At 45.7% G+C, this 22,342-nt stretch carries 17 protein-coding genes; 10 read left to right on the forward strand and 7 right to left on the reverse strand.

Annotation, left to right across the window (positions count from 1 at the left end; genetic code table 11):
* Positions 1-38: 38 nt before the first annotated feature.
* Both QUA58_RS17740 and QUA58_RS17745 read left to right on the forward strand, forming a co-directional pair.
* The gene (locus tag QUA58_RS17740; RefSeq protein WP_333395098.1) at positions 39-5,234 is read left to right on the forward strand and encodes a PAS domain S-box protein; all 5,196 of its coding nucleotides are present in this window, start codon (positions 39-41) and stop codon (positions 5,232-5,234) included.
* 389 nt (positions 5,235-5,623) lie between these two features.
* Positions 5,624-7,009: a lipid-A-disaccharide synthase-related protein gene (locus tag QUA58_RS17745; RefSeq protein ID WP_333395099.1), complete on the forward strand. Its 1,386-nt coding sequence runs from the start codon at positions 5,624-5,626 to the stop codon at positions 7,007-7,009.
* Positions 7,010-7,145: 136 nt separating this feature from the next.
* Here QUA58_RS17745 and QUA58_RS17750 read toward each other — a convergent pair whose 3' ends face one another.
* Positions 7,146-7,937 carry a 2-phosphosulfolactate phosphatase family protein gene (locus QUA58_RS17750; protein ID WP_333395100.1) on the reverse strand — a complete coding sequence of 264 codons (792 nt, stop codon included), beginning with the start codon at positions 7,935-7,937 and terminating at the stop codon, positions 7,146-7,148.
* A 93-nt stretch (positions 7,938-8,030) separates the two neighbouring features.
* On the opposite strand from QUA58_RS17750, the gene QUA58_RS17755 reads away from it, so the two are divergent.
* A complete protein-coding gene (locus tag QUA58_RS17755) occupies positions 8,031-8,924 on the forward strand; it encodes an EI24 domain-containing protein (RefSeq protein WP_333395101.1) in 894 nt (297 codons plus the stop codon).
* Positions 8,925-8,927: 3 nt separating this feature from the next.
* Here QUA58_RS17755 and QUA58_RS17760 read toward each other — a convergent pair whose 3' ends face one another.
* Positions 8,928-9,182, reverse strand: coding sequence for a hypothetical protein (locus QUA58_RS17760; RefSeq protein WP_333255612.1), 255 nt, complete (start codon positions 9,180-9,182; stop codon positions 8,928-8,930).
* A gap of 475 nt (positions 9,183-9,657) precedes the next feature.
* Here QUA58_RS17760 and QUA58_RS17765 point away from each other — a divergent pair, with 475 nt between their 5' ends.
* Both QUA58_RS17765 and QUA58_RS17770 read left to right on the forward strand, forming a co-directional pair.
* Entirely contained in the window at positions 9,658-10,389 is a 732-nt protein-coding gene (locus QUA58_RS17765) for a DUF7873 family protein (RefSeq protein WP_333395103.1), read from the forward strand.
* A 518-nt stretch (positions 10,390-10,907) separates the two neighbouring features.
* A complete protein-coding gene (locus QUA58_RS17770; protein WP_333255614.1) occupies positions 10,908-11,837 on the forward strand; it encodes a serine/threonine-protein kinase in 930 nt (309 codons plus the stop codon).
* Between the two features lie 105 nt (positions 11,838-11,942).
* On the opposite strand, the gene QUA58_RS17775 is transcribed toward QUA58_RS17770, so the two are convergent.
* From QUA58_RS17775 to QUA58_RS17785, 3 genes are all read right to left on the reverse strand, one after another.
* Complete coding sequence (locus QUA58_RS17775; RefSeq protein ID WP_333255616.1) at positions 11,943-12,572, reverse strand: J domain-containing protein; 630 nt, start codon at positions 12,570-12,572, stop codon at positions 11,943-11,945.
* Between the two features lie 130 nt (positions 12,573-12,702).
* Positions 12,703-13,296, reverse strand: coding sequence for an ATP-dependent Clp protease proteolytic subunit (locus QUA58_RS17780; protein ID WP_333121390.1), 594 nt, complete (start codon positions 13,294-13,296; stop codon positions 12,703-12,705).
* 194 nt (positions 13,297-13,490) lie between these two features.
* Positions 13,491-14,150, reverse strand: a complete 660-nt coding sequence (locus QUA58_RS17785; protein WP_333255619.1) for an ATP-dependent Clp protease proteolytic subunit — start codon at positions 14,148-14,150, stop codon at positions 13,491-13,493.
* Positions 14,151-14,222: 72 nt separating this feature from the next.
* Here QUA58_RS17785 and QUA58_RS17790 point away from each other — a divergent pair, with 72 nt between their 5' ends.
* From QUA58_RS17790 to thrB, 4 genes are all read left to right on the forward strand, one after another.
* On the forward strand, positions 14,223-15,458 hold the full coding sequence (locus QUA58_RS17790) for a VWA domain-containing protein (protein WP_333255621.1): 1,236 nt from the start codon (positions 14,223-14,225) through the stop codon (positions 15,456-15,458).
* Positions 15,459-15,680: 222 nt separating this feature from the next.
* A complete protein-coding gene (locus QUA58_RS17795) occupies positions 15,681-16,247 on the forward strand; it encodes a Uma2 family endonuclease (RefSeq protein WP_333255622.1) in 567 nt (188 codons plus the stop codon).
* 4 nt (positions 16,248-16,251) lie between these two features.
* Complete coding sequence (locus QUA58_RS17800) at positions 16,252-16,728, forward strand: tetratricopeptide repeat protein (protein WP_333395104.1); 477 nt, start codon at positions 16,252-16,254, stop codon at positions 16,726-16,728.
* A gap of 93 nt (positions 16,729-16,821) precedes the next feature.
* Complete coding sequence (gene thrB, locus QUA58_RS17805; RefSeq protein WP_333395106.1) at positions 16,822-17,883, forward strand: homoserine kinase; 1,062 nt, start codon at positions 16,822-16,824, stop codon at positions 17,881-17,883.
* A gap of 146 nt (positions 17,884-18,029) precedes the next feature.
* Here thrB and tnpA read toward each other — a convergent pair whose 3' ends face one another.
* A complete protein-coding gene (tnpA, locus tag QUA58_RS17810) occupies positions 18,030-18,443 on the reverse strand; it encodes an IS200/IS605 family transposase (RefSeq protein ID WP_333255628.1) in 414 nt (137 codons plus the stop codon).
* A 64-nt stretch (positions 18,444-18,507) separates the two neighbouring features.
* Here tnpA and QUA58_RS17815 point away from each other — a divergent pair, with 64 nt between their 5' ends.
* Complete coding sequence (locus QUA58_RS17815; protein ID WP_333395107.1) at positions 18,508-19,893, forward strand: transposase; 1,386 nt, start codon at positions 18,508-18,510, stop codon at positions 19,891-19,893.
* A gap of 887 nt (positions 19,894-20,780) precedes the next feature.
* Here the strand turns inward: QUA58_RS17815 and QUA58_RS17820 are convergent.
* Positions 20,781-22,052 carry an ATP-binding protein gene (locus tag QUA58_RS17820; protein ID WP_333395108.1) on the reverse strand — a complete coding sequence of 424 codons (1,272 nt, stop codon included), beginning with the start codon at positions 22,050-22,052 and terminating at the stop codon, positions 20,781-20,783.
* Positions 22,053-22,342: the final 290 nt, after the last annotated feature.

The following is a 22,342-nucleotide window of genomic DNA, read 5'->3' on the forward strand; positions in this document are numbered from 1 at the left end:
CAAGTTAGTTTAATATTTTTTATTGGTTAACAAATATTATGAAAGCAGTTTTTGACTTAGCTTTGCCTCCTATCTGCTTGAAAGTTCTGTTAGTAGAAGACAACTCTCATGAAGCTGAGCTGATTGAAGATTTGCTGTCAGAAATTGGCGGCGCGCAGCGTATAGTGCTGACGAAAGTAGAGCGCCTCAGTGAAGCGCAGCAGCGATTGAATCAAGAAACTTTTGACATAATTTTATTAGACCTTTCACTGCCAGATAGTCTGGGAATCGAGACGGTGGCTCGCGTACAAGAGTACGGGGTAAATGTGCCGATCGTAGTTTTGACCGCCCAAAACGACGAAGAACTTGCCCTGCGGTTGATTTCGGTCGGCGTACAGGATTATTTAGTCAAAAGAAAAATCGACAGCGAACTGTTAATTCGATCGCTCCGTTACGCCATAGAACGCCAGAACAGTCAAGATGCTTTACGAAAAAGTGAAGAAAAATATCGCTCGGTGGTGGAAAATTCCCTGATCGGAATTGCTATTATCGCTCCAATTATTGACCCCGCAATGGGTGAAAATTGCAATTGGATAGAAGTTAACGATGCGCTGTGCAATTTGCTGGGCTACGAGCGCGAAGAACTTTTGCAAAAGCATTGGCTGGAGTTGGCTCATCCAGATGATTTGAGCAGTAACATAGAACAATTTTCTCAGATTTTAGATGGTACGAGCGACGGTTACATCTGTGATAAAAGATGGTTCAGAAAAGACGGCGACCTAGTTCACACGCGAATTTCCCTGCGCTGCATCCGCGGCCGAGACGGCTCGATCGACCGGATGATTAAAGTCGTGTTGGACGTGAGCGATCGCTACCGCTACGAAGCCAAACTGAAAGCGTCAGAAGAATTTTTAAACCATACCATAAATGCTACGCCAGACCCGATTTTTGTCAAAGACGAGCAGCACCGTTGGATTATATTAAATGATGCTTTTTGTCAGTTGCTCGGCAAATCGCGACAAGAACTGATCGGCAAATCAGACTATGATTGTTTTCCAAAATCAGAAGCGGATGTTTTTTGGCTCAAAGATGAAGAAGTATTGATCGGGGAAATTTGTGTGGAAAATGAAGAAAATTTCACAGACACCGCAGGCAAAAAACGCATTATTTCTACAAAAAAAACTATCTTTAAAAGAGCAGACGGCAGTAAAGTAATAGTTGGTACAATTAGAGATTTTACCGAGTACAGACGGCAGCAAAGAGCCTTGGAACAAAGCGAATATCGATTTCAAAAACTGGTAGCTAACCTGCCGGGAGTAATTTATCAATTCCGAAGCTCAGCAACTGGAGAAAGGTCTTTCCCCTACGTCTCTTCAGGTAGTCGCGAACTGTACGAATTAGAGGCAGAAGTAATAGAGCAAAATGCAGAAATAATTTTCTCCGGCTTTCACCCACAGGATCGCTTAGATTTAGAATCATCTATAGCAGTTTCAGCCGCTACGCTGGAACCTTGGCAGCAGCAGTGGCGGCAGATTGTGCCATCGGGAAAAGTTAAGTGGCTGCAAGGAGCGGCGAGACCGGAAAGGCTCAATAATCAGAGCACATCTGGGAGCGAAGGCGATATTCTCTGGGACGGTTTAGTGATCGATATTACTGAGTTAAAGCAGGCACAAACAGAGCGCGATCGCTTTTTTACCATCTCCTTAGACTTGCTTTGCATTGTAGGTTTCGACGGCTATTTTAAACGTTTAAACCCTGCTTGGTCAACGGTCTTAGGCTACAGTAGTGCTGAACTTTTTGCCAAGCCAATGATCGAATTTGTTCATCCAGATGATCGAGAAGCCACTGCCGCCGAAGGGGCAAAACTAATAACCGGTAAGTCCAGTATCTCCTTTGAAAACCGCTATATCTGCAAAGATGGTTCTTACAAATGCCTGCTGTGGACGGCATCGCCATTTAGTGAAGAAGGTTTAATCTACTCAGCCGGTCGCGACATTACTTCTCGCAAACAAGCTGAGTCGGAACTTCAGCGGCAAGCCGTAGCAATGGCCGCTGCTAACGACGGTATCGCCATCCTCAACGCTAATGAAGAATATATTTATTCAAATCAGGCTTATCTCAAAATGTACGGTTTTTCTAATCCCTCCGAGTTATTGAAAAAAAGTTGGAGATTTCTGTATAAAGAAGACAAAATTCAACAGATTGAACGAGAAATAATGCCTAATTTTTATCGAGAAGGATACTGTAATATTGAAGTAACAGGTCAGCGGCCAGACGGTACTCTTTTTCCTCAAGAACTTTCGCTAACCCTGCTTGCAGGTGGTGAGATAATTTCGATCGTCCGTGATATCACCAAAAGAAAACAGGTAGAATCAGCACTGCGATCGAGCCAGCGCCGCTACCAGACTTTAGCAGAAGCATCACCAGTTTGTATATTCCACACCGACACTTTGGGAAATTGCCTTTATGTGAATCAGCGGTGGAGCGAAATTACGGGATTAAACGCAGGAGTAGCAGCAGAAATAGGCTGGATGAATGCCATACATCCCGATGATGTCGAGCGAGTAAAAAATGAATGGCATCGAGCAATTTTTGAGAAAATTCCTTTTAAATCAGAATACCGCTTTCAGCGTCCAGACGGTCGTGTAATCTGGGTAATCGGTCAGGCAATTGCAGAAATCGGAGACAAGCAGGAAATTAAAGGCTATATCGGTACTATTACAGATATTACCGATCGCAAACAAGCCGAATTAAACCTGCTGCGGGTGACTCAAGCCGTAGAAAGCACCAGCGATGCGATCGGCATTGCTGACTTGACAGGGCGATCGATTTACCACAATCAAGCCTTTGTTCAGCGGTACGGCTACACAGCAGAAGAACTGAACACAGCAGGCGGAGCAACGGCAATATACCCCAAAACTAAAGTGCTACTAGAAATGTTTAAGACGATCCGTAAAGGCAAATCTTGGCAAGGCGAACTCAAAATCAAAACTAAAAGCAACGAACTGGTAACAACTTTATTTCGCGCCGACGGCATTAAAGATGAAACTGGCAATTTAATCGGGCTAGTGGGAGTAATTACCGACATCACCGATCGCAAACAAGCCGAGATGGCGCTGCTGCTGCAATTAAGGCGAGAACGGCTGGTAGTTGCCATGCTCGATCGCATTCGCTCCTCCCTCAATTTAGAAGAAGTCCTCACCGCTGCTGTCGAACAAGTGCGGCAATTTTTGCAAACAGACCGCACAGTTATTTACCGTTTTAATCCCGACTGGAGCGGTTGTGTCGTTGTGGAGTCCGTGGCAAACAATAGAATTTCGCTGCAAAATTTTAACAATATTGACGGCTGTTTTAAAGAGAAATTTGTTGAGATTTATCAGCAAGGCTGTATTAGATCTATGGAAGATATTTACCGGGAAAATTTGACAGAATGCCACATGAAATTTCTCGAAGGATTTGAAGTAAAAGCTAACTTAATAGTGCCGATTTTAAAAGCACGAGAAAGCATTTCCCAGACCCAACCCACCGCTGAAAATCAGCTTTGGGGACTGCTAATCGCCCAGGATTGCAGAGGCCCCCGTCCCTGGGATTCCTCAGAAATAGAATCCCTCCGGCAATTGTGCGTGCAATTGGCGATCGCGATCCAGCAATCGACGCTATTTGAACAAGCACAAACCGAAATTGCCGATCGCAAACTTGCAGAATCTGCCCTCGAACAAGCTGCATTAGTCGCAGAAAGCGCCAACCGCGCCAAAAGCGAATTTCTTGCCAACATGAGCCACGAACTACGCACGCCTTTAAACGGCGTTTTAGGTTACGCTCAAATCCTCAAAACCGACAAAGACTTAAACTCAGATCACCAAGAAAGTCTCAGCAATATTCAACAGTGTGGCCAACACCTGCTGATGTTAATCGACGATGTTTTAGATCTTTCCAAAATTGAAGCTAGAAAAATGGAACTCTACCCGGAAGAGTTAAATTTTATAAATTTTACGAAAAACATTGCCGATCTGTTTCAGATGCGGGCCTCTCAAAAAGAAATTTTATTCCATTACGAACAAGTCTCTCCCCTACCTAGCTGCGTTCGTGTCGATCCAAAAAGATTGCGCCAAATTCTCATAAATTTACTCAGCAATGCCGTTAAATTTACTAACAGTGGCGGTGTGACTTTCAAAGTCGGCTATGTCGGCACAGGGGCCTGGAGTCGAGGGCAAGGAGAAAATTATGAGTTCTCGACTTTGAGTTCGGAACTGAAAGAAAATTATATGCGCTTCGCCCACAATCCGATCGCAGCCAAACACGCTTTAAAAATCCGCTTTCAAGTCGAGGATACCGGCACGGGAATAGAGCGAAGCAAGTTAGAAGAAATATTTTTGCCTTTCCACCAAGTAGGAGGCAATACGTTTGTTGAAGGTACAGGTCTCGGACTCTCGATCAGCCAGAAATTAGCGAAACTAATGGGTACCGAAATTCGCGTCCACAGCACTTTGGGAAAAGGCAGCACTTTTTGGGTAGATTTAGAATTGCCAGCAGCTAAACGGTACTTGGAGGTATCTCCTTTGCAGGAAAAACGCTGGTTTGTCGGTTTTATCGGCAACAAGCGCAAAGTGCTAATCGTGGATGACAATCAACTGGATCGCGATTTGTTGTGCAGGCTGCTGCGGCATTTGGGATTTGAGGTTGCAGAGGCCCAAAACGGACAAGAATGCCTCTGCCAAACAGTTGAATTTCAACCGAATGTGATTTTAATGGACTTGCGGATGCCTGTAATGGATGGCTTAGAAACTGCAAGAAAACTGCGGCAGTTGCCGGAATTAAAAGATGTCGTGTTAATCGCTATGTCAGCTAGCGTTTTCGAGGCTACGCAGCAAGATAGCATCCTCGCAGGGTGCGATGCTTTTCTTCCCAAGCCGATCGAAGCAAATCACTTTTTGGAACAGTTGCGCGTGCATTTGGGACTAGAATGGATTTATGGGGAATCTTCGGAAAACAAAAAGCGCAAACCTCCCAGTTTGTCACCCGCCTCTGATTTTCCTGCTTATTCTTCTTTGTTACCTGCGGCTTCTGAGTCAGTAGCAAAAATTTTGAAACTCGCAGCTATGGGCGACATTGAAGAAATTTTTGAGGAGAGTGCTAAGCTGGAGAGTTTAGAACCTAATTTAGTGCCGTTTGTCTCGAAGCTGCGCCAACTGGCTAAGGGATTTCAGCTCAAACAAATTCGGAATACTTTAAAGCAATATATCGAGGGAAAATAGTATGACTCTCATAGTTGAGAGCTTGGCTGCATACAGATGATTTAGAGGTGCAGCAACTTACCGCCGCGTTATTTAGCCGGATATCTGGCAATTGTCTATCGCGCAATTATCAGTGCATGCGGCCGTAACTCCCAACATTAAACAAGTTATTTTGCCGCTTCAGAAGTTGTGTCCCAGAGTCCGAGCAACTGCTGTTAAATGCCAGATATCTTTGGGCACAGTATAGATTTTGAGCAGCGCCTCCTGTGGCTCCCCATTACCGTGTTTTGTACTATTTCAAACAAGATTTTTCTGGTAAACTAAAGTGTAAAGTTGCCTTTCATCCCTAGACCGAAGTCGCAGGGTTTTCAGGCTATTTTTTGATAATAGAGTTTTTGAGAGAGTTGGGATTGAAATTACTTTGCCTCAGTAACGGCCACGGAGAAGACGCGATCGCCCTTCGCATCTTGCAGGAACTGCAACAGCACCCGCACCCGCCAGAATTAGCCGTCTTTCCGCTAGTGGGTGAAGGGCAAGCTTTCGCTCAACTAGAAAACGCCCGCATCATCGGCCCGGTGCAGCGGATGCCTTCGGGCGGCTTTATTTACATGGACGGGAGAGAATTTTTGCGCGATGTCAAAGGCGGCCTGCTTCAATTAACCATCGCTCAGTTTAAAGCCATCCGCGCTTGGGTGCGATCGCAAACAGAGTCTGGGAATCAAGACGCGGTTATCTTAGCCTGCGGCGATATTGTACCGTTGCTGTTTGCTTGGCTGGGTGGCGCGCCCTATGCCTTTGTCGGTACTGCCAAGTCCGAGTATTATTTGCGGGACGAGGACGGGCCTCTGGCTCGCAAATCCAGGGTCTTTGGTGGGTGGAGTTGGTCGCGATCGGTTTATTTGCCTTGGGAGCGCTGGTTGATGACTCGATCGCGCTGTAGAGCCGTTTTTGCCAGGGACGCTCTGACCGCCGAGACTTTACAAAAGCTGGGAATTCCCGCTTACAATCTCGGAAACCCGATGATGGACGGACTCGAACCGGAAAACCCAGCCGGTTTTTACGGCCCTGACGCAGAGTTTCGGGAAAGGGAACGATCGCTCGTCATCACCTTACTCCCCGGTTCTAGAGCGCCGGAAGCCTATGCTAATTGGCTGCTAATAGTAGAGGCTGTAGCCGGAATTTTGTCGCTGTTTGCCGATCGCAAATTGTTATTTTTTGGAGCCATTTCTCCAGAGTTAAATTTAGAAGCTTTGCGACCTAGTTTAGAATTTTTCGGCTGGCGACAAGAAGGCGAAACTCGAACGCAGCGGCGAGAAGGAAGTATTTTGCGACCTCCTATTTCTAGCGGTCAAGAAATTCAGAAAGAATCTCCTAATTTGCTATTGCCCTTAACCTTTGTCCAGAGAAACGCCACGATGATTTTAACTCAGCAAAGTTTTAACGATTGTTTGTACGAAGCAGATTTAGCAATAGCAATGGCCGGAACTGCTACAGAACAATTTGTAGGTTTAGGAAAACCGGCGATCGCCATTCCCGGAAACGGCCCGCAATTTACTCCAGCTTTTGCAGAAGCTCAAAGTCGCCTGTTAGGCCCGTCATTAATTTTAGTCAAACATCCCGCCGAAGTTGCCGGCGCCGTGCAGTCTTTGCTCCGCGACCCCGACAGGTTGCAGCTAATCGCTGAAAATGGCTGGCGGCGCATGGGAGAACCCGGTGCAGCAGCCAGAATTGCCGAGTGTTTAATTCAGCGGTTCGGCGGTGAATGCAGCAATTCTCAATTGCCTGCAATAGACTAGGAGCAAAACAATATTTTGTCCCTACCGAGTATGTTTAATTCTACTGGCTTAAAAAAAAATATTGTTCACTAACTACCACTAATTTCCGTAGGGTGCGCCTAGGCGCACCTTACTAATACTGCATTCGCAGAAAATTTCAATTCGCCGTTTTTTCTGATGATGGAACCCAGAAATCAGACTGAGGAATTTTAAAATCCGACTTAACCAAAACACCCGGTTCTCGCTGCATCGGCAGCACATCTAAAGTATCCGTTTGCGCGCAATATTTTAAATCTTCAATAACACCTAAACCGAGGAGGCGCTGACCGTGGCTGGCTCTTTCCAACAATTCGTGCAACCGATCTTGCCAGTGCAAATAAAGAGCAATAGCCCCAAATACTTCATCGTTCCCAGCAAAATCGCTGGCAGGAATACCGCTTTCTGCTAGCAGACTTTGGGCGATCGCACCAGCACAAACCGTATCTTCCAACGAATAACTCCCTTCCCAACCAGAACCCACAATCCAAATAGTTTCCGGCTGTTTATTCAACAAAAACTGCACCACAGATTTGCGGTTAATCAAAGCCGCCGTTAACACAGTTGCTGCAGCTTGCACTCTCTCCAAAGCCCGAGTACCGTTAGTTGTGCTGATAAAAATTCGCTTCTCAGTCACCTTTTCTGGCGTGCAGTCGAGGGGGGAATTCCCCATGTCAAATCCGTCAACTTTGCCGCCGCCGCGCTCTCCGGCGCGAATCCTCTTATCTGCAGGCCATTTTTCGCTCTCGGCCATTAGCTTATCTAAGTCGCTGAAAACTTGGACAGCTTCCGCCCCATTATTCAGGGCCGTTGCCATTGTCGTAGTCGCCCGCAGCACATCAACTGCGATCGCGCAAGCCGGCATTTTGTCGGTTGGCGTAAGTTCCGGGGTATGGTAAATAAAAAGCTTCACTTTTGGGGCTACCTGCAATAAATCCTCATCATTAATAATAATAATGGAAAGTGGATAATAGAAAATAGAGTCAAGTCCTCAAAAGCAGAAAATATGTCTAAACAGCTCAATTCAAACCCCGCCCACGCCGCCATTACCGCACCAATTGGACTCCTGGCAGGTTTCACCTATCCTTTGCGAGCTTTCACGCTGATTTTGCAAACTCCCAAGCTGTGGACTTATGTATTAGTTCCCGTGGTGCTAAATTTTATAATTGGTATTGGTCTTTATTTAAGCTTGCTATTTCCCAGTTTGGCAGGCATAGACGTTTTAGTTGCAGATTTGTCCGTCCGATTTAATGATTTAATTGCGAGTTTTCCAGCTTGGCTGAGCTTTCTTGGCGTGTTAACAGTCGCTTTCGGCTGGCTGCTGCGCGTCCTCCTAGTGTCAGGACTTTTGCTGATAATTGGATTTTTGTTAGTGCAGTTTGGCGTGATTTTAGGTTCGCCCTGGTACGGCAAACTTTCCGAACAATTGGAACTGCTGCGGAACGGTCAATTGCCCGCAGAAGCCCCAATGAATTTGGCGAGTATTTTTCGGGATATTCAATTGGCAATCGGCTTTGAACTGCGAAAACTACAAATTTTGTTCAGCATCGGTATACCGCTGCTGCTGCTGAATTTTATCCCTGGCGCAGGATCTATTCTGAGCAGTTTGGGTGGCGTTGCTTTAGGCGCGACTATTGTCTGTTTGGACTTTTTAAATGCACCTTTGGAGCGGCGGAAGCTGCCTTTTCAGGAGAAGTTTGAGCTAATTCGGGCGAGTTTGCCGGCCAGCGGGAGTTTTGGTTTAGTGTGTTTGGGTTTGGTGAGCATTCCGCTGTTGAATCTGTTGGCGATTCCGCTGTGCGTGACGGCGGGGACTTTGTTTTTTTGCGATCGCATTTGGCCGGCCCGCTTTGCCCCAGAAGAAACTCATAGCGATGGAGAAACTAACATTACAAATTAAAAACTAGGGAGATGCTTCTTCCTTCGGCTGAGTCTGGGAGTTAAGACCCAAAAACGGGCTTAACAAAAGCCAGCTAATGAAGAAAAAGGATGCTGTAAATAGCTGGACAATATCTATCGCCGACAAATATCCGTCAGATAATAGTGCAATAGTTCTATCTGTCAGCCCGAATATCCAAGAGAGAATCCCAAACAGCCAAATGCCTTTTTGGAGCATGGGCAAAAATGCTGAAACTTCGGAGTTTTGCTGCTTGTTCATTGATTTAGCCCTTGTTTGCGAAAAGTCTGATTAACCGGGGCACCCCAAGGGCTTAAGGATTTTTGGTGTCTCCTCGGATTCCCTTTGTTATCTATATGTTAAGAAATGTTTCCCGATATGACAACGCGCCCTGGGAGGGATTTCCGCATCTATCTCAAGAGGTAGTTGGAGCGCTGACAAAGAGTTATATTTGCTACACTTTGGCAGCGACGCTAGAGATTTTGCCGATTTTTTGAGAGATAAATTGCTGGGCACGGTAGCAGTGGGCTCTCTTGGCACCGCGCCTACAAAAAAAATCTTGTAATTTATATTGAAGTATGCAATACTACAAGTTGAGCAAGTCTGGTTAAAGAACGATCGTGAGGTTTGTACTGAGGAGGGAGAGTTATCCAAGCCCTAAAAGCCACAGGACAAACAATTTGATTATCAGTATCAACCGGACTTGATGTGAGTTCAGCATAAATAACATCGAACAATGGCACGCTTAAATCAGATTATCGCGATCGAAAAAGGCATCAAAAGCCGCTCCGCCCAAGAACTAGCAGAAGCCCAAAAAGCCCTCCAGAAGCCAGCTTTGCTTTCTGGAATCTCCCGCACTTACCGTCCCAAAGACGAAGAAGGCGAACAACTGCCCCCAGAGTCCAAAAAAGTCGAAATCAAAGCCGAAGAGATTATCCGCAAAACCACTGAAGTTTTGACCAAACTCTTCGACGTAACCGCAACTAAAGATTGGACAAATTGCAGCGCCCGCGCGGACGTAACTGTAGACGGAAACGTGCTTTTGAGCCAAGTTCCCGTCAGCTATTTGCTATTCATTGAAAAGCAGTTAGCAGATTTGCAAGCATTTATCAAAAAACTTCCAGTCTTAGATGCTTCCGAGACTTGGAACTTCGATGCTTCGGCAGACTGTTGGGCCACAGAACCGGTGCAAACTCTCAAGACTTTTAAAACTCCGCGCAATCACGTTAAAGCTGAAGCTACCGAACACCATCCGGCTCAAGTCGATGTTTATTACGAAGATATTACGATCGGCTATTGGCGGACTGTAAAATTTTCTGGAGCTTTGCCAGCACGGCGGATCAATGAGTTGCTGCAAAGGGTGGAAATATTGCAGCAAGCTGTTATGTTCGCCCGCGAAGAAGCTAACAATTCTGAAGTTGAGGAACAGAGAGTGGGAGAGCGAATTTTTCAGTTTATTTTTCGCTAATTGCTTGCTTTTTTGATAGTTATGGTTTAAGATATAAACAGAGTACAAGTTCAATCTAAAACTTCAACTTAAACCGTACAAATGTGACAGTACAGGTTCGACTCCTGTCCCTTCTACCCAAAATAGGGGGGTAGCCCAATTGGCAGAGGCAGCATTGCGTACAAATTCAACAGCAAGTTATTACTCGAAACTCAGCATTCTCCGCCGATCGCTAAAACGAATGTCAGGAAAATCACATCATCGAGGTTGCTGGCTCATATCCAGCCCCCTCTACCAAACGCAGGGGGGTAGCTCAATCGGTAGAGCGCGATGCTATTAATCTTAAATCCTTGACTTAAATGTGATAGTGTGCCCAAATGGGCGGTAAATAGAAACCCAGTAGTAAGGTCAGAACTGCTGGGTTTTATGCTAATTTATCAATCAAAGTGATACGACTTCCCAAAAAAGAATGCAAAAGCAAACTCTAAACCGATACAGCGTCAGTCATTTCCAATCTAAAATCTCAAATCTAAAATGGTATGATTTACTGCATCAATCCTCAATGTGAACAACGCGAAAATCCTGCTGCTGCTCAAAAGTGTCAGGCTTGTGGCACGGATTTGTTAATTGCCGATCGCTATCGTATCCTTAAACCAGTGCGATCGCCCAATCCCGCACGCCCCACAGACATCTTTGAAGTCGAAGATTTGGGAACAGGTGAAAACGAATGGGGAACTGTCAAAATTTTAAAAGTCTTGAAACATACCCACAATCCCGATTTAGTTCGCGTGTTCAAGCAAGAAGCGCGAGTTTTGATTTGGCTGGCGGGAAAGGACTCAGTTCCCCAAGTCGAACCTGACGGTTATTTCCAAATTAAACTCCCCCATAACTTCCAGAAATTGTCTTGTTTGGTGATGGAAAAAATTAGCGGAGAAAACTTGGCAGAATTCTTAAATAAAAACCCGCACGTTTCTCAAAAACTAGCTCTTGATTGGCTGCAACAAATGACCAATATTTTACAGGAAATCCACAAATATCATGTAGTGCATCGGGATATTAAGCCCTCCAACCTCATGCTTGCAGCGGATGGGAAATTGAGATTAATTGACTTCGACGCCGCCACAGAAGCAGATATAGATACCGCACCCATAGGTTCTGCTGGATACGCCGCACCGGAACAAATTCTAGGTAAAGCAGGCGTGCGATCGGACTTTTTTGCCCTCGGACGTACTTTTGTACATTTATTAACAGGCTTAAACCCGATCGACTTTCCCGTCAATCAAAAAACTGGTAAAATCAACTGGAGAAACCAGGCTGTAGATATTGACCCGTTACTCCTAGACTCGATCGACGAATTGATGGAACCGCTACCAGAAAACCGACCGGAAAATACCCAAGCAATCTTAGAAAAATTAAAAATCCACGGCAGAAACCCCCCAAAACAGGGGGACGAAACATCGCTTCAATAGACTTGCATTACCCGAACTCTCCTTAAAATTATCTGCGTTTATCCCTGTTTATCAGTCCCACATCTGCGGTTTCTCGATCGCTCAAAAATTGATAGCCTAGCAAGTCTAATAAATCTGTTCCAACTTGCGAAAATCTCGCTCAACTTCCGCCCACAACGCCCGATTGTGAGGGTCAGTTTTCACAGCCTTTTTCAAATAAATTCTCGCCTTATCAACCTGCTTTTCCCCGATCAAATGCCGTCCCCAGCGCTGATAGGCGATCGCCTGCCACTGACGCACCTCCAAATCTTCGGGAACCCGCTGGGCCAAACCCTCAATCAAGGCGATCGCCCGCGGGAACCTCTGATATTTCAGCAACTGCTGCAGCTCAAAATAAGCATCTTGCTTTAACTTTTGTTCTGCAGCCGACAGAAGATCCGCATTAGATTGAACCGCAGCCTGTTTTCGAGTCACTTTAACTGCCTGCGGTTGAGCTTTCACCCCCAGATCCGGCGGCGTCGAAGTAGGTGGCACAGTTGAATTGGCAACTTTCGACTCCCCAACATAGTGGGGGGCAATATTCACCAAGAACTTATAAGCCTCAGTAATAGCAATAAACTTATTCTTAGCCTGTTCGTTTCCCGGATTCACATCGGGGTGATACTGTCTCGCTAACTGCCGATAAGAGGCTTTAACTTGCGATAAACTGGCACCAGACCTCAGTCCTAACTGTCGGTAATAATCTGCAATATCCATTTAGCATGAATGAGCGTTGATAGTACCATTAAATATGGCAGAATCCTTAAATGTAAAGATTCTGCCAAAATTTACTGGGAACTAGGTCGTAGTGCGAGGGTGGCCCGCGCTACTGAAGCGAAAAAATAACTTACGGACGATCTTCGATCACTCTGTCAATCAAGCCGTATTCCTTGGCTTCCTCAGCGGACATGAAATAGTCGCGATCCATGTCCTTCTCGATTTTCTCGATCGGCTTGCCAGTATTCTTAGCATAGATATTATTCAGTTGGTGGCGCAGCCGCAAAATCTCTTTCGCCTCAATCTGAATATCCGTTGCTTGTCCCCGGGCGCCCCCAGAAGGCTGGTGAATCATGATTCGCGAGTGAGGCAAAGCTAACCGTTTCCCCTTCGCACCGGCAGCTAACAGGAAAGAACCCATCGAAGCAGCCAAGCCCACACAAATCGTCACCACGTCCGATTTAATGTGCTGCATGGTATCAAAAATAGCCATGCCTGCCGACACCATCCCGCCTGGGGAATTGATGTACAAAATGATATCCTTACCTGAATCTTCCGAATCGAGATAGAGCATCACAGCGATGATTTGATTGGCAATTTCATCGTCAACGTCCCTGCCCAAGAAAATAATCCGTTCCCGGTAGAGGCGATCGTAGATATTAATCCACTGAGTATCATAACCCCCCGGCATCTTGTAGGGAACTTTTGGCACACCGATAGGCATAATTCGGAACTCCGTTTAGTTGGTAATTGGTGATCGGGCAATTGGGCATCGGGCATTGGGCATCGGGCATTGGGCATTGGGCATCGGGCATTGTTAGTCATAAAAAGACTATTGAATAACTAATCAGGGTAGAAACTACTAGCCATTAACCCTTAATTCTTACTCATTCCCCATTCCCTATTCCCCATTCCCAGTTAGATGACTCCAGCCGGCAGCGGTTTCGGCAATTCTTCGGAACTTTCAAGAACTCGATCGATCAAACCGTATTCTTTAGCTTCCTGGGGCGTCAGGTACAGCAACCGATCCATATCTTTAGTAATCTTTTCGATCGGTTGGCCTGTACAGCTTGCAAAAATCTCAAGCATTGTTGCTTTATTTGCCAGCACTTCCTTAGCCCGAATTTGAATGTCGCTTGCTTGACCCCGCGTGTAAGCCTTGGGTTGGTGCAACACAATAGAAGCGTGGGGCAAACTCGCTCGAAAGCCTTTTGTACCAGCCGCTAACAGCATCGCAGACATCCCCATTGCCGAACCGAGGCAAATAGTGTGCACGGGCGGCTTAATGTATCTGATTGTGTCGCAGATAGCGAAGGCTTCTGTTTCAAAGCCGACGGGTTCGCCACTGTAACCAGAAGTGCCGGTCGAGTTGATGTAGATTTTGATCGGCTTCTCGGCATCTTCGTACTGCAAGAACAACAGTTCAGCGATAATCAGTTCTGTTACCGCAGGCACTAGAGGCATACCCAGATAAACGATCCGCTCCTTCAGCAACAGGGATGGCAAATCGGGAGGTGGCGTCCGAGAGTTCCCTTCCCCGTAGTATGGCGATTGCACAGCTTTAATTGGTGTGTTCATATAACCGAAATGTTGCCTGAACTGATGGAGCTATTCTTAAAGAAATAGTAACGCAATCTTTAGGTATCCCGCATGAAAGTTAGTTTGCTCCCGGTTTTAAACGACCCTAACCTTGACGCTGCTGCGCCCTCAACGCAGCGCCAGCTAGCGATTTCGGTATCTGCGACGGCAAGCTCGATCGACTCCAGCGTACCCTTAAACCTGTGCCTGATTCTCGACCACAGCGGTTCGATGGGCGGACGCCCCTTGGAAACCGTCAAACAAGCCGCCGGACGGTTGCTCGACAGGTTGAAGCCCGGGGATCGCTTTTGCGCGGTGGCTTTCGATCATAAAGCCAAAGTCCTCGTCCCCAATCAAATTGTGGGAGATCCCAGCAGCATTAAACGGCAAATTGAGCAATTGCGATCGGCCGGTGGCACAGCAATTGATGAGGGCATTAAGTTAGGTATTGAAGAGTTGGGCAAAGGCAAAAAAGAAGCTATATCTCAGGCGTTTCTGCTGACTGACGGCGAAAACGAACACGGCGACGACAGCCGCTGTTTGAAGTTGGCTAAATTGGCTGCCGACTACAACATGACTTTAAATTCTCTGGGATTTGGCGATAACTGGAACCAGGATATTTTGGAAAAAATTGCTGACGCTGGCGGCGGTGCTCTGGCTCACATTCAGCGTCCCGAAGATGCGGTTGACGAGTTTGGCAAACTATTTACTCGCATCCAAGGTGTAGGTTTGACTAATGCTTATTTGCTATTTTCACTGATGCCAAAAGTGCGGTTAGCCGAACTCAAACCGATCGCCCAAGTTGCCCCGGATACGATCGAATTACCGGTACAGCAAGAGGGCGATCGTTTTATGGTGCGCCTGGGAGATTTAATGAAGGATATAGAGCGAGTAGTTTTGGCTAATATTTATATTGGACAGTTGCCCGAAGGTACACAGACGATCGGGCAATTGCAAATTCGCTACGACGATCCGACTGTCGGTCAAAGTTTGCTTTCCGATCCTGTGGCACTTTCTGCTAATGTCCTGAAAGTTTATCAGCCGGCTCTTAACCCGATGGTACAACAGCACATTTTAGCTTTGGCTAAATACCGCCAAACTCAACTTGCAGAAACTAGGTTACAACAGGGCGATCGCGCTGGTGCGGCAACGATGCTGCAAACTGCCGCTAAAACTGCTTTGCAAATGGGCGATAAAAGTGCCGCAACTGTGCTACAAACCTCTGCTACTCGTTTGCAATCTGGTGAACAATTGAGTGAAGCCGATCGCAAGAAAACTCGGATTGCTTCTAAAACTATTTTGAAGTAATCCGGCGATTTAAAATTTTAAATAATTTTAAATTGGGCGATCGGACAATTTGGCGATGCGAAATCGCCTCTACAAAAACGAAACCCGCGCCCAGGCGGGTTTCAATATTCTGAGTTTCGCCTGCAAAAAGCGAAAGTCAGTGTATGCCTATTGTTTCAAGCCGCGGAGCGTGTATAAGCTCGATCGTTTAGAATGTTTGTATCACCTATCAAGAGTGCTTGTATGAACCAGACAATATCTGATAAAGTACGCTGGACTACCGCCGATTTAGAACTATTGCCCGATAACGGCGATCGTTACGAAATTATTGATGGAGAGTTATTTGTGACTAGAGCACCGCATTGGGGTCATCAACAAGCTATAGGCAACCTCTACCAAGAACTTAATACTTGGTCGCGAGAGACTAATTTAGGACGAGCAGGAATCAATCCAGGTATCATTTTCACGGATGCTGATAACGTTATTCCTGATGTAGTTTGGGCCAGCAATGAACGCTTGGCTATCTTGCTAGACGAAGCCGGCCATTTAACCGCCGCACCTGAGTTAGTTGTTGAAGTATTGTCCCTCGGTGCAGACAATGAAAGACGCGATCGAGATTTGAAACTCAGACTCTATTCGGTACGAGGAGTACAGGAATACTGGATTGTGAATTGGCGGTTGCAGCAAATAGAAGTTTATCGCAGGGAACAAGCAAGTTTAAGACTCATTGCTACGCTGTTGAGCGCTGATGAATTGACCTCGCCTTTGTTACCCGGTTTTAGTTGCTCTGTCGCTCGAATTTTTGCTTAGATTTATGAAACACTTTTACCCGGCGATCGGCATTTTAGGATTTGTTACCGTTTTGGGTGGCATATCCCCTGCCATTCCAGCAGAGTCAGCGCCAATACTCATCGTTCAAAATTCTGCTGAAGACTTATTTAACAGCGGTTTAGCCAAGTCCGAAGCAGGCGACATTGAAGGCGCGATCGCCGATTACACCGAAGCCATCCGCCTCAATCCAAACTACGCCAAAGCGCACAACAAACGTGGCATAATTCGCGGGCGGAACCTCCAAGACTACCCAGCAGCTAAAGCAGATTTCGATCGCGCCATTGAAATCAACCCCAACTACGGCGACGCTTACTACAACCGCGCCAGAGTCCGCGAGTTCTTAGAAGACAAACCGGGGGCGATCGCCGATTATCAAAAAGCAGCGGAACTTTATCAAAAAGACGGCAATACCAACGATTATCAAGATGCCATACAGCATCTTAAAAGTCTGCAAAAATAGAGTGCTTTTGAAAACATAGTATAATAATATCCTTCGCTCTGCGTTCATCCGCATTCATCGGCGGTTAAACATTCCAAATCCACCATTCAAAAAATGTCCGTAACTTCCACTATCACCGTTACCGTACCCGCCACCACCGCCAACCTCGGCCCCGGATTCGACTGCATCGGCGCCGCTTTAAGCCTCTACAATCATTTCCAATTCTCCCGACTAGAAGCCTCCGCAACAGAGAAACTAAAAATTACAGTTACAGGCAAAGAAGCCGCCAAAGTCAAGACAGACGAAAGCAATCTCGCCTATCAAGCATTTGTCAAGTTATACGATCGCCTGAACCAATCGCCACCGCCCGTAGCCATACATATAGATATGCAAGTGCCGCTGGCTAGAGGTTTAGGAAGTTCCGCCACAGCTATTATCGGTGGGTTAGTCGGTGCAAATGAATTAGCCGGAAAGCCTTTGAGTCAGGTGGAAGTGATGCAATTGGCGATCGAACTTGAAGGCCATCCCGACAACGTTGTCCCCGCTTTACTCGGAGGTTGTCGCCTCGCTGCTAGCAATGCACCCCCCCAATCTCCCCTGACTAAGGGGGGGCTAAGAGAACAACTCCCCCTCCGTGAAGCGGGGCTAAGAGAACAATCACCCTTAGATGCGGAAATTCAACCATCACTCCCCCTTACCGAAGCGGGGCAAGGGGGGGGTTCCTGGGAGATTTGCGATATTCCCTGGCATCCAAATATTGTGGCTGTGGTAGCCATCCCGGATTTTGAACTGTCTACAGCCGAAGCCCGCCGAGTTTTGCCAGCAGATTACAGTAAGGCTGACGCGATTTTTAATGCTGCACACCTCGGTTTGCTAGTGCGGGCTTTGGAAACTGGGAATGAAAACTGGCTGCGCTGCGCCCTCCAAGACAAAATTCACCAACCTTACCGGCAATCTCTGATTAACGGATATGAAAGGGTGCAAGAAGCCGCCGTGAATGCAGGGGCTTGTGGAATGGTAATTAGCGGTGCCGGGCCGACGCTTTTGGCTTTAACGGATGTGACATCCGCTGAGGCTGTTGAGAAAGCGATGGTGGCTGCTTGGGGGGAATTTGGGGTAAATGCTGAGGTAAGGGCGATCGGCCTCGATACTCAAGGCGCGCAAGTCTCCCTTTAGCTAAACAGGCGGGAATCCCCACACTATACCGCTTCGGTTAGTGTGGGATGAAAGACTTGCTGAAGATGAGGATTCCACCCGCTTGCGACCTCATATGCTTAAAGCATTGATCCGTGAGCGAGTGGATGACGAGACGAACGAATTCTTTATTCGGTAGGTCTATTTTGCTCGTCGATGTATTTTTTCAATTGTTCAACAGTTACTCCACCGCAAGAAGCGATAAAGTATCCATTTGTCCAAAATACTTCTTTCCAGTAAGCTTGGTTAATTTCGTCTGCGAACTCTTTCCTTAAATACCGACTAGAAACAGTTTTTAAGTTGTTAATCAACTTACTTGGTTCTGTCTGCGGGTTGTACTGCAACAACAGGTAAACATGATCGCTCTCCCCGTTGAATTCTATCAGTCTTCCCTCCCATTTTCCCATTAAGTCCCTGAAGATCGATTCAAGCCTTGTCAGCATTGGGCTTGTCAGGATTTTCTTTCGATACTTCGTAGTTAACACCAAGTGACACTTGAGCGCCGAAACTCCTCGTGCCTTGTGGATAAAATCTTGGCTCACGGTATTGACACTGAATAATTACATCTGCTACCATAACACCAAGTAAAGCTAAAATCCCAAAACAATGGTGCAAACGACGTACCAGTACAAATTTTATCCCGACACTAATCAGAAACTCAGATTAAATGAGTGGCTGAGAATTTGTCGTTATTGGTACAACCGCCAACTGGGAGACAGGTTTGATTGGTGGTCGATGAATCGTTCAAGCGTAAATGCTTGTCCGCTAATTAGTAGTATCGCCCCTGTCCGAGAAAAGCCCAACTATTATAGCCAGAAAAAACAGTTACCAATTATCAAGAAAGATTTGGTAAAAGTTTTTCATAGCGGTGAATTGCTGGACTTTTCAAGAGTGGACTCAACCGTTTTACAAGACGTATCAAAGCGTGTTGACAAGGCATTTGAGCGATTCATCGTTGGTGACAGCAGTGGCGGTAAATCGGGTAGACCACGGTTTAAATCTGAAGCTAGCTTCAGAACTATGATTTTCGCTACGGCGAGTAATAGTTGGATTAAACTAACTAGGAAAAACTGGCTGTACTTGAAACTCCCTAAGTTGGGAGTTGCCAAAGTTAGAATGCACCGTCCAACTCCAGATGGATTCATCGTCAAGCAAGTCAGTGTCACGAAAAAGGCTGATGGTTGGTTTGTTCAATTCGTCCTAGAGGACGTGAGTGTGCCAACTCAAAGTCAGGACACAATTGTATCGACTTGGGATAATTCGTTGGGATTGGATGCAGTTTTGCATGAAGACGTGTATCTGGCAACCTCTGAAGGTGAAAAACTCTCGTCTCTTAAGCCTCTAGGCAAGAATCAAGCCAAATTAGACCGAATTTCAACCAAGCGAAATCAGCGGAAACGAGGTAGTAAATCTCGTCGTAAACTGGCAAAGCGTGAAGCTAGACAGCACCAACGCATTGCACGTTGTCGTAAAGATTTTCACTACAATACAGCCCACAAGCTAGTGAAAAATGGTAAGAAAATCTTCTTTCACGAAGACTTGAATCTGAAAGGTTTGACCAAACGGAACAAACCTAAACAGGCTGAAGATGGAACTTTTCTGTCAAATAATCAATCAGCAAAGTCAGGATTAAATAAGTCTTGGTCTGACGCTGCATTTGGTAACTTCTTTACAACACTGAACTACATAGCCGCCAAAGCTGGGGCAGTTGTTATTTCTAAAAACCCTGCTTATACTTCAATGGTTCTCAGCTATCGGGATGAAATAATTTTCACCGATTGCAGCATCAGAGACTATTGGGATGAGCAGGAATCTTTGACGGTTGACCGCGACATCAATGCTGCGATCAATCTAAAAAGACTGGGGTTGGACATTTTCCCCAGTATAAAACGCCGTAGTGGGAAGCTTTCTGTAGTAGGAACTATGGATAAAAGTACCACGAAGGAAATTTTGCAAACCCTTCATCGGGCTGCAAAGAAGCCTACATCATAACCGTACTCGGTTTGATGTAGGAGTATGTCACTTATTCCACTGCTGGACACACAACATCTACATGAGCACGTTTTGTAGGGGCAGTCCCCTGTGGTTGCCCCTCTCCATAGGATTGCTGGGTAAGTCCTAATTTAGCTTAATATCAAATCTGTTAGCATCGAAATTATTCATATTTCTATTCTCGACAAGCGCGTGAATCTGCGTCAATTCTTTGTCATCTGCGGCCCGATAAATTGTCTTTTTTTTACCGCAGATCAGGGCGGATTAACACAGATTAACGCAGATTAATTATATCAATTATAACCGAAATTTCGCTCAGAGTTTCATTCACCAACGCCTATCTCACCACCGAATTAAAAATTGTTTTCGCCTCTCCTTCCAATCTCTTGGATATCAACTATCATCTCTTTTCGATAACTTCTGCTAGGAGCATCTCATATTTGTAAAAACACTTCTTCTGGCTCCTTCCTTCTGGCTCCTTCCTTCTGACTCCTGCCTCAAAACTCCAATTTCTAGCTTGGTTACAAAAGTGAGATGCTCCCCTGCTGCTATTTCCTATATAGGGCTTGCTGAATAGCACTAGAAGCTATGACTGCCAAGGGTTTCAAGATTTTTAAACACAAAAAAGTGCTCTCGTTATGACGTTTTTTGGCTCAAAATCCTTGGATTTCGGTGGAAAATTGTGGAGTAAATTTGGGAACCCATCTCCGAATCTCCCATTTTTCAAGCTGTTTGGCACCTAGATTCGATTTGTGGGCTTTTTCAGCAAGCCCTATATAAAATTTTACATTTAAAAAATGCAGTCATTGATGGGGCGGATTCACAACAATTTCCGGCTAAAACCAACAATTTCAAAAACCCGCCCCATCAACGGTAAATACTGTGAATTAACTGTGACGCAGCGGAATTTCTATCTGAATTTTAGTGCCTTTACCCGGTTCGGAAAAACACTTGAACTCTCCTTTGTGCTGCTCTACAATTATCCGATAGCTGAGAGCAAGTCCCGATGATATAGGTGGTTCCGCAGGTTGGGCAACCAAAAATGGCTCAGAAAGTTGCGCTGTGATATCTTTGCTAATTGCCATGTCGTTATCAGCAATCTCAATCGAAATTCGCTGAGCATCGACCACCTGAGTGCTAATCAAAATCACAGGCTTAAATTTGATTGATTCTAACTCTGCCAACTCTTGAGCCGACTCTTCTAAAACATCGATCGCGTGATTGATGATATTCAGAAAAGCTTGATTGAGCAGACCTGCGTAACACTCAATCTGTGGCAAATTGCCGAATTGTTTCATCACTTTGATGTCTCGCCTTCCCTCGCGAGCCGGCAAGCGGTGCTGCAACAACAACAGAGTATTTTCTAAACCGTCGGAAACATCAAATAACTGCCAGCCCGATCGATCGCTGCGGGAAAAATCCTGTAGCGACAAGATTATTTGGCGGATGCGATCGCTCCCGGTACGCATGGAACTCACAATTTTTAATAAATCGTCGAGTACGAATTCCACATCCATATCTTGTTGTTTTTGCAGAATTTCCGATCCGGGATTGACTAGCTCTTTTTGATACAATCGCAGCAGTTCAATTAAATCGGTTGTGTAGCTTTGGACGTGAGTTAGATTGCTGTAAATAAAAGTAATTGGGTTGTTAATTTCGTGGGCTATACCCGACACCAATTCGCCCAAACTAGACATTTTTTCTGTTTGCAGAATTCGATCGCGCGACAGATCCAATTCTTGCTGGGTGAACTCCAACCGCGCCCTCAACTCGTGTGATCGCTTAGACGCGCGCACCCGCGCCAATAATTCCTGCTTAACAATCGGTTTAAACAGAAAATCGTCAAAGGGCGCATCCAATTCTTGGATTTCATCCAATTGCTCCGGTGTTGTCAGCAGAATAAAATAGGCTGTTGCCAATTCTCGTGAAGCGAAGCTATCCCGTAGGGAATCGACTTTCACCAGCCGGCACACCTCCAAAAAGTTGATTTGAGGGGAAGTCCCGTCGCAAATTATCGCATCGGGGGAAAATTCCCTCGCCAAGTCTAAACCCTCCTTGTCGTCGGGAACGACTCTCACCTGATGTCCCTCTTGGCTGAGTAACTCTTGCACAACTTGAAAAGTCACAGTATCCCCGATGATCGCCAGAATCTTTGCCATACTTCTACCAACTCTACAAATTACTTTTTAGGATACAACCGCCAGAATTGCGCTGACAGATTTAAAATTCCAAAATAGTTCAATTACATCAAAAAACAACCGATGCCCGCTTCCTCAAAACCCCAAATCGCCCATACCATTTTAGATTTTATATTTTAGATCAAAAAATTGGGAATGATTTACTGTATAATAGTTGGGAGATTGCCTAAAGTTGCAAATTTTTTGGGGAATGGTATCACTAGAAGGTATAATTTTAGACGGGCAATGCAAAAATGCAAATTTTCTCCTTC

Origin of the sequence: Microcoleus sp. N9_A1 (assembly GCF_036701795.1) — a bacterium.
GTDB lineage: Bacteria > Cyanobacteriota > Cyanobacteriia > Cyanobacteriales > Microcoleaceae > Microcoleus.

What these genes read in the sequence shown, in the direction of transcription:
- QUA58_RS17755 (WP_333395101.1), top strand. Translation starts at nt 8,031, where the DNA reads ATGTCTAAACAGCTCAATTCAAACCCCGCCCACGCCGCCATTACCGCA.
- QUA58_RS17820 (WP_333395108.1), bottom strand. Translation starts at nt 22,052, where the DNA reads ATGGCAAAGATTCTGGCGATCATCGGGGATACTGTGACTTTTCAAGTT.
- QUA58_RS17815 (WP_333395107.1), top strand. Translation starts at nt 18,508, where the DNA reads ATGGTGCAAACGACGTACCAGTACAAATTTTATCCCGACACTAATCAG.
- QUA58_RS17795 (WP_333255622.1), top strand. Translation starts at nt 15,681, where the DNA reads ATGAACCAGACAATATCTGATAAAGTACGCTGGACTACCGCCGATTTA.
- QUA58_RS17780 (WP_333121390.1), bottom strand. Translation starts at nt 13,296, where the DNA reads ATGCCTATCGGTGTGCCAAAAGTTCCCTACAAGATGCCGGGGGGTTAT.
- QUA58_RS17770 (WP_333255614.1), top strand. Translation starts at nt 10,908, where the DNA reads ATGATTTACTGCATCAATCCTCAATGTGAACAACGCGAAAATCCTGCT.
- QUA58_RS17785 (WP_333255619.1), bottom strand. Translation starts at nt 14,150, where the DNA reads ATGAACACACCAATTAAAGCTGTGCAATCGCCATACTACGGGGAAGGG.
- thrB (WP_333395106.1), top strand. Translation starts at nt 16,822, where the DNA reads ATGTCCGTAACTTCCACTATCACCGTTACCGTACCCGCCACCACCGCC.
- QUA58_RS17740 (WP_333395098.1), top strand. Translation starts at nt 39, where the DNA reads ATGAAAGCAGTTTTTGACTTAGCTTTGCCTCCTATCTGCTTGAAAGTT.
- QUA58_RS17765 (WP_333395103.1), top strand. Translation starts at nt 9,658, where the DNA reads ATGGCACGCTTAAATCAGATTATCGCGATCGAAAAAGGCATCAAAAGC.
- QUA58_RS17790 (WP_333255621.1), top strand. Translation starts at nt 14,223, where the DNA reads ATGAAAGTTAGTTTGCTCCCGGTTTTAAACGACCCTAACCTTGACGCT.
- QUA58_RS17760 (WP_333255612.1), bottom strand. Translation starts at nt 9,182, where the DNA reads ATGAACAAGCAGCAAAACTCCGAAGTTTCAGCATTTTTGCCCATGCTC.
- QUA58_RS17775 (WP_333255616.1), bottom strand. Translation starts at nt 12,572, where the DNA reads ATGGATATTGCAGATTATTACCGACAGTTAGGACTGAGGTCTGGTGCC.
- QUA58_RS17800 (WP_333395104.1), top strand. Translation starts at nt 16,252, where the DNA reads ATGAAACACTTTTACCCGGCGATCGGCATTTTAGGATTTGTTACCGTT.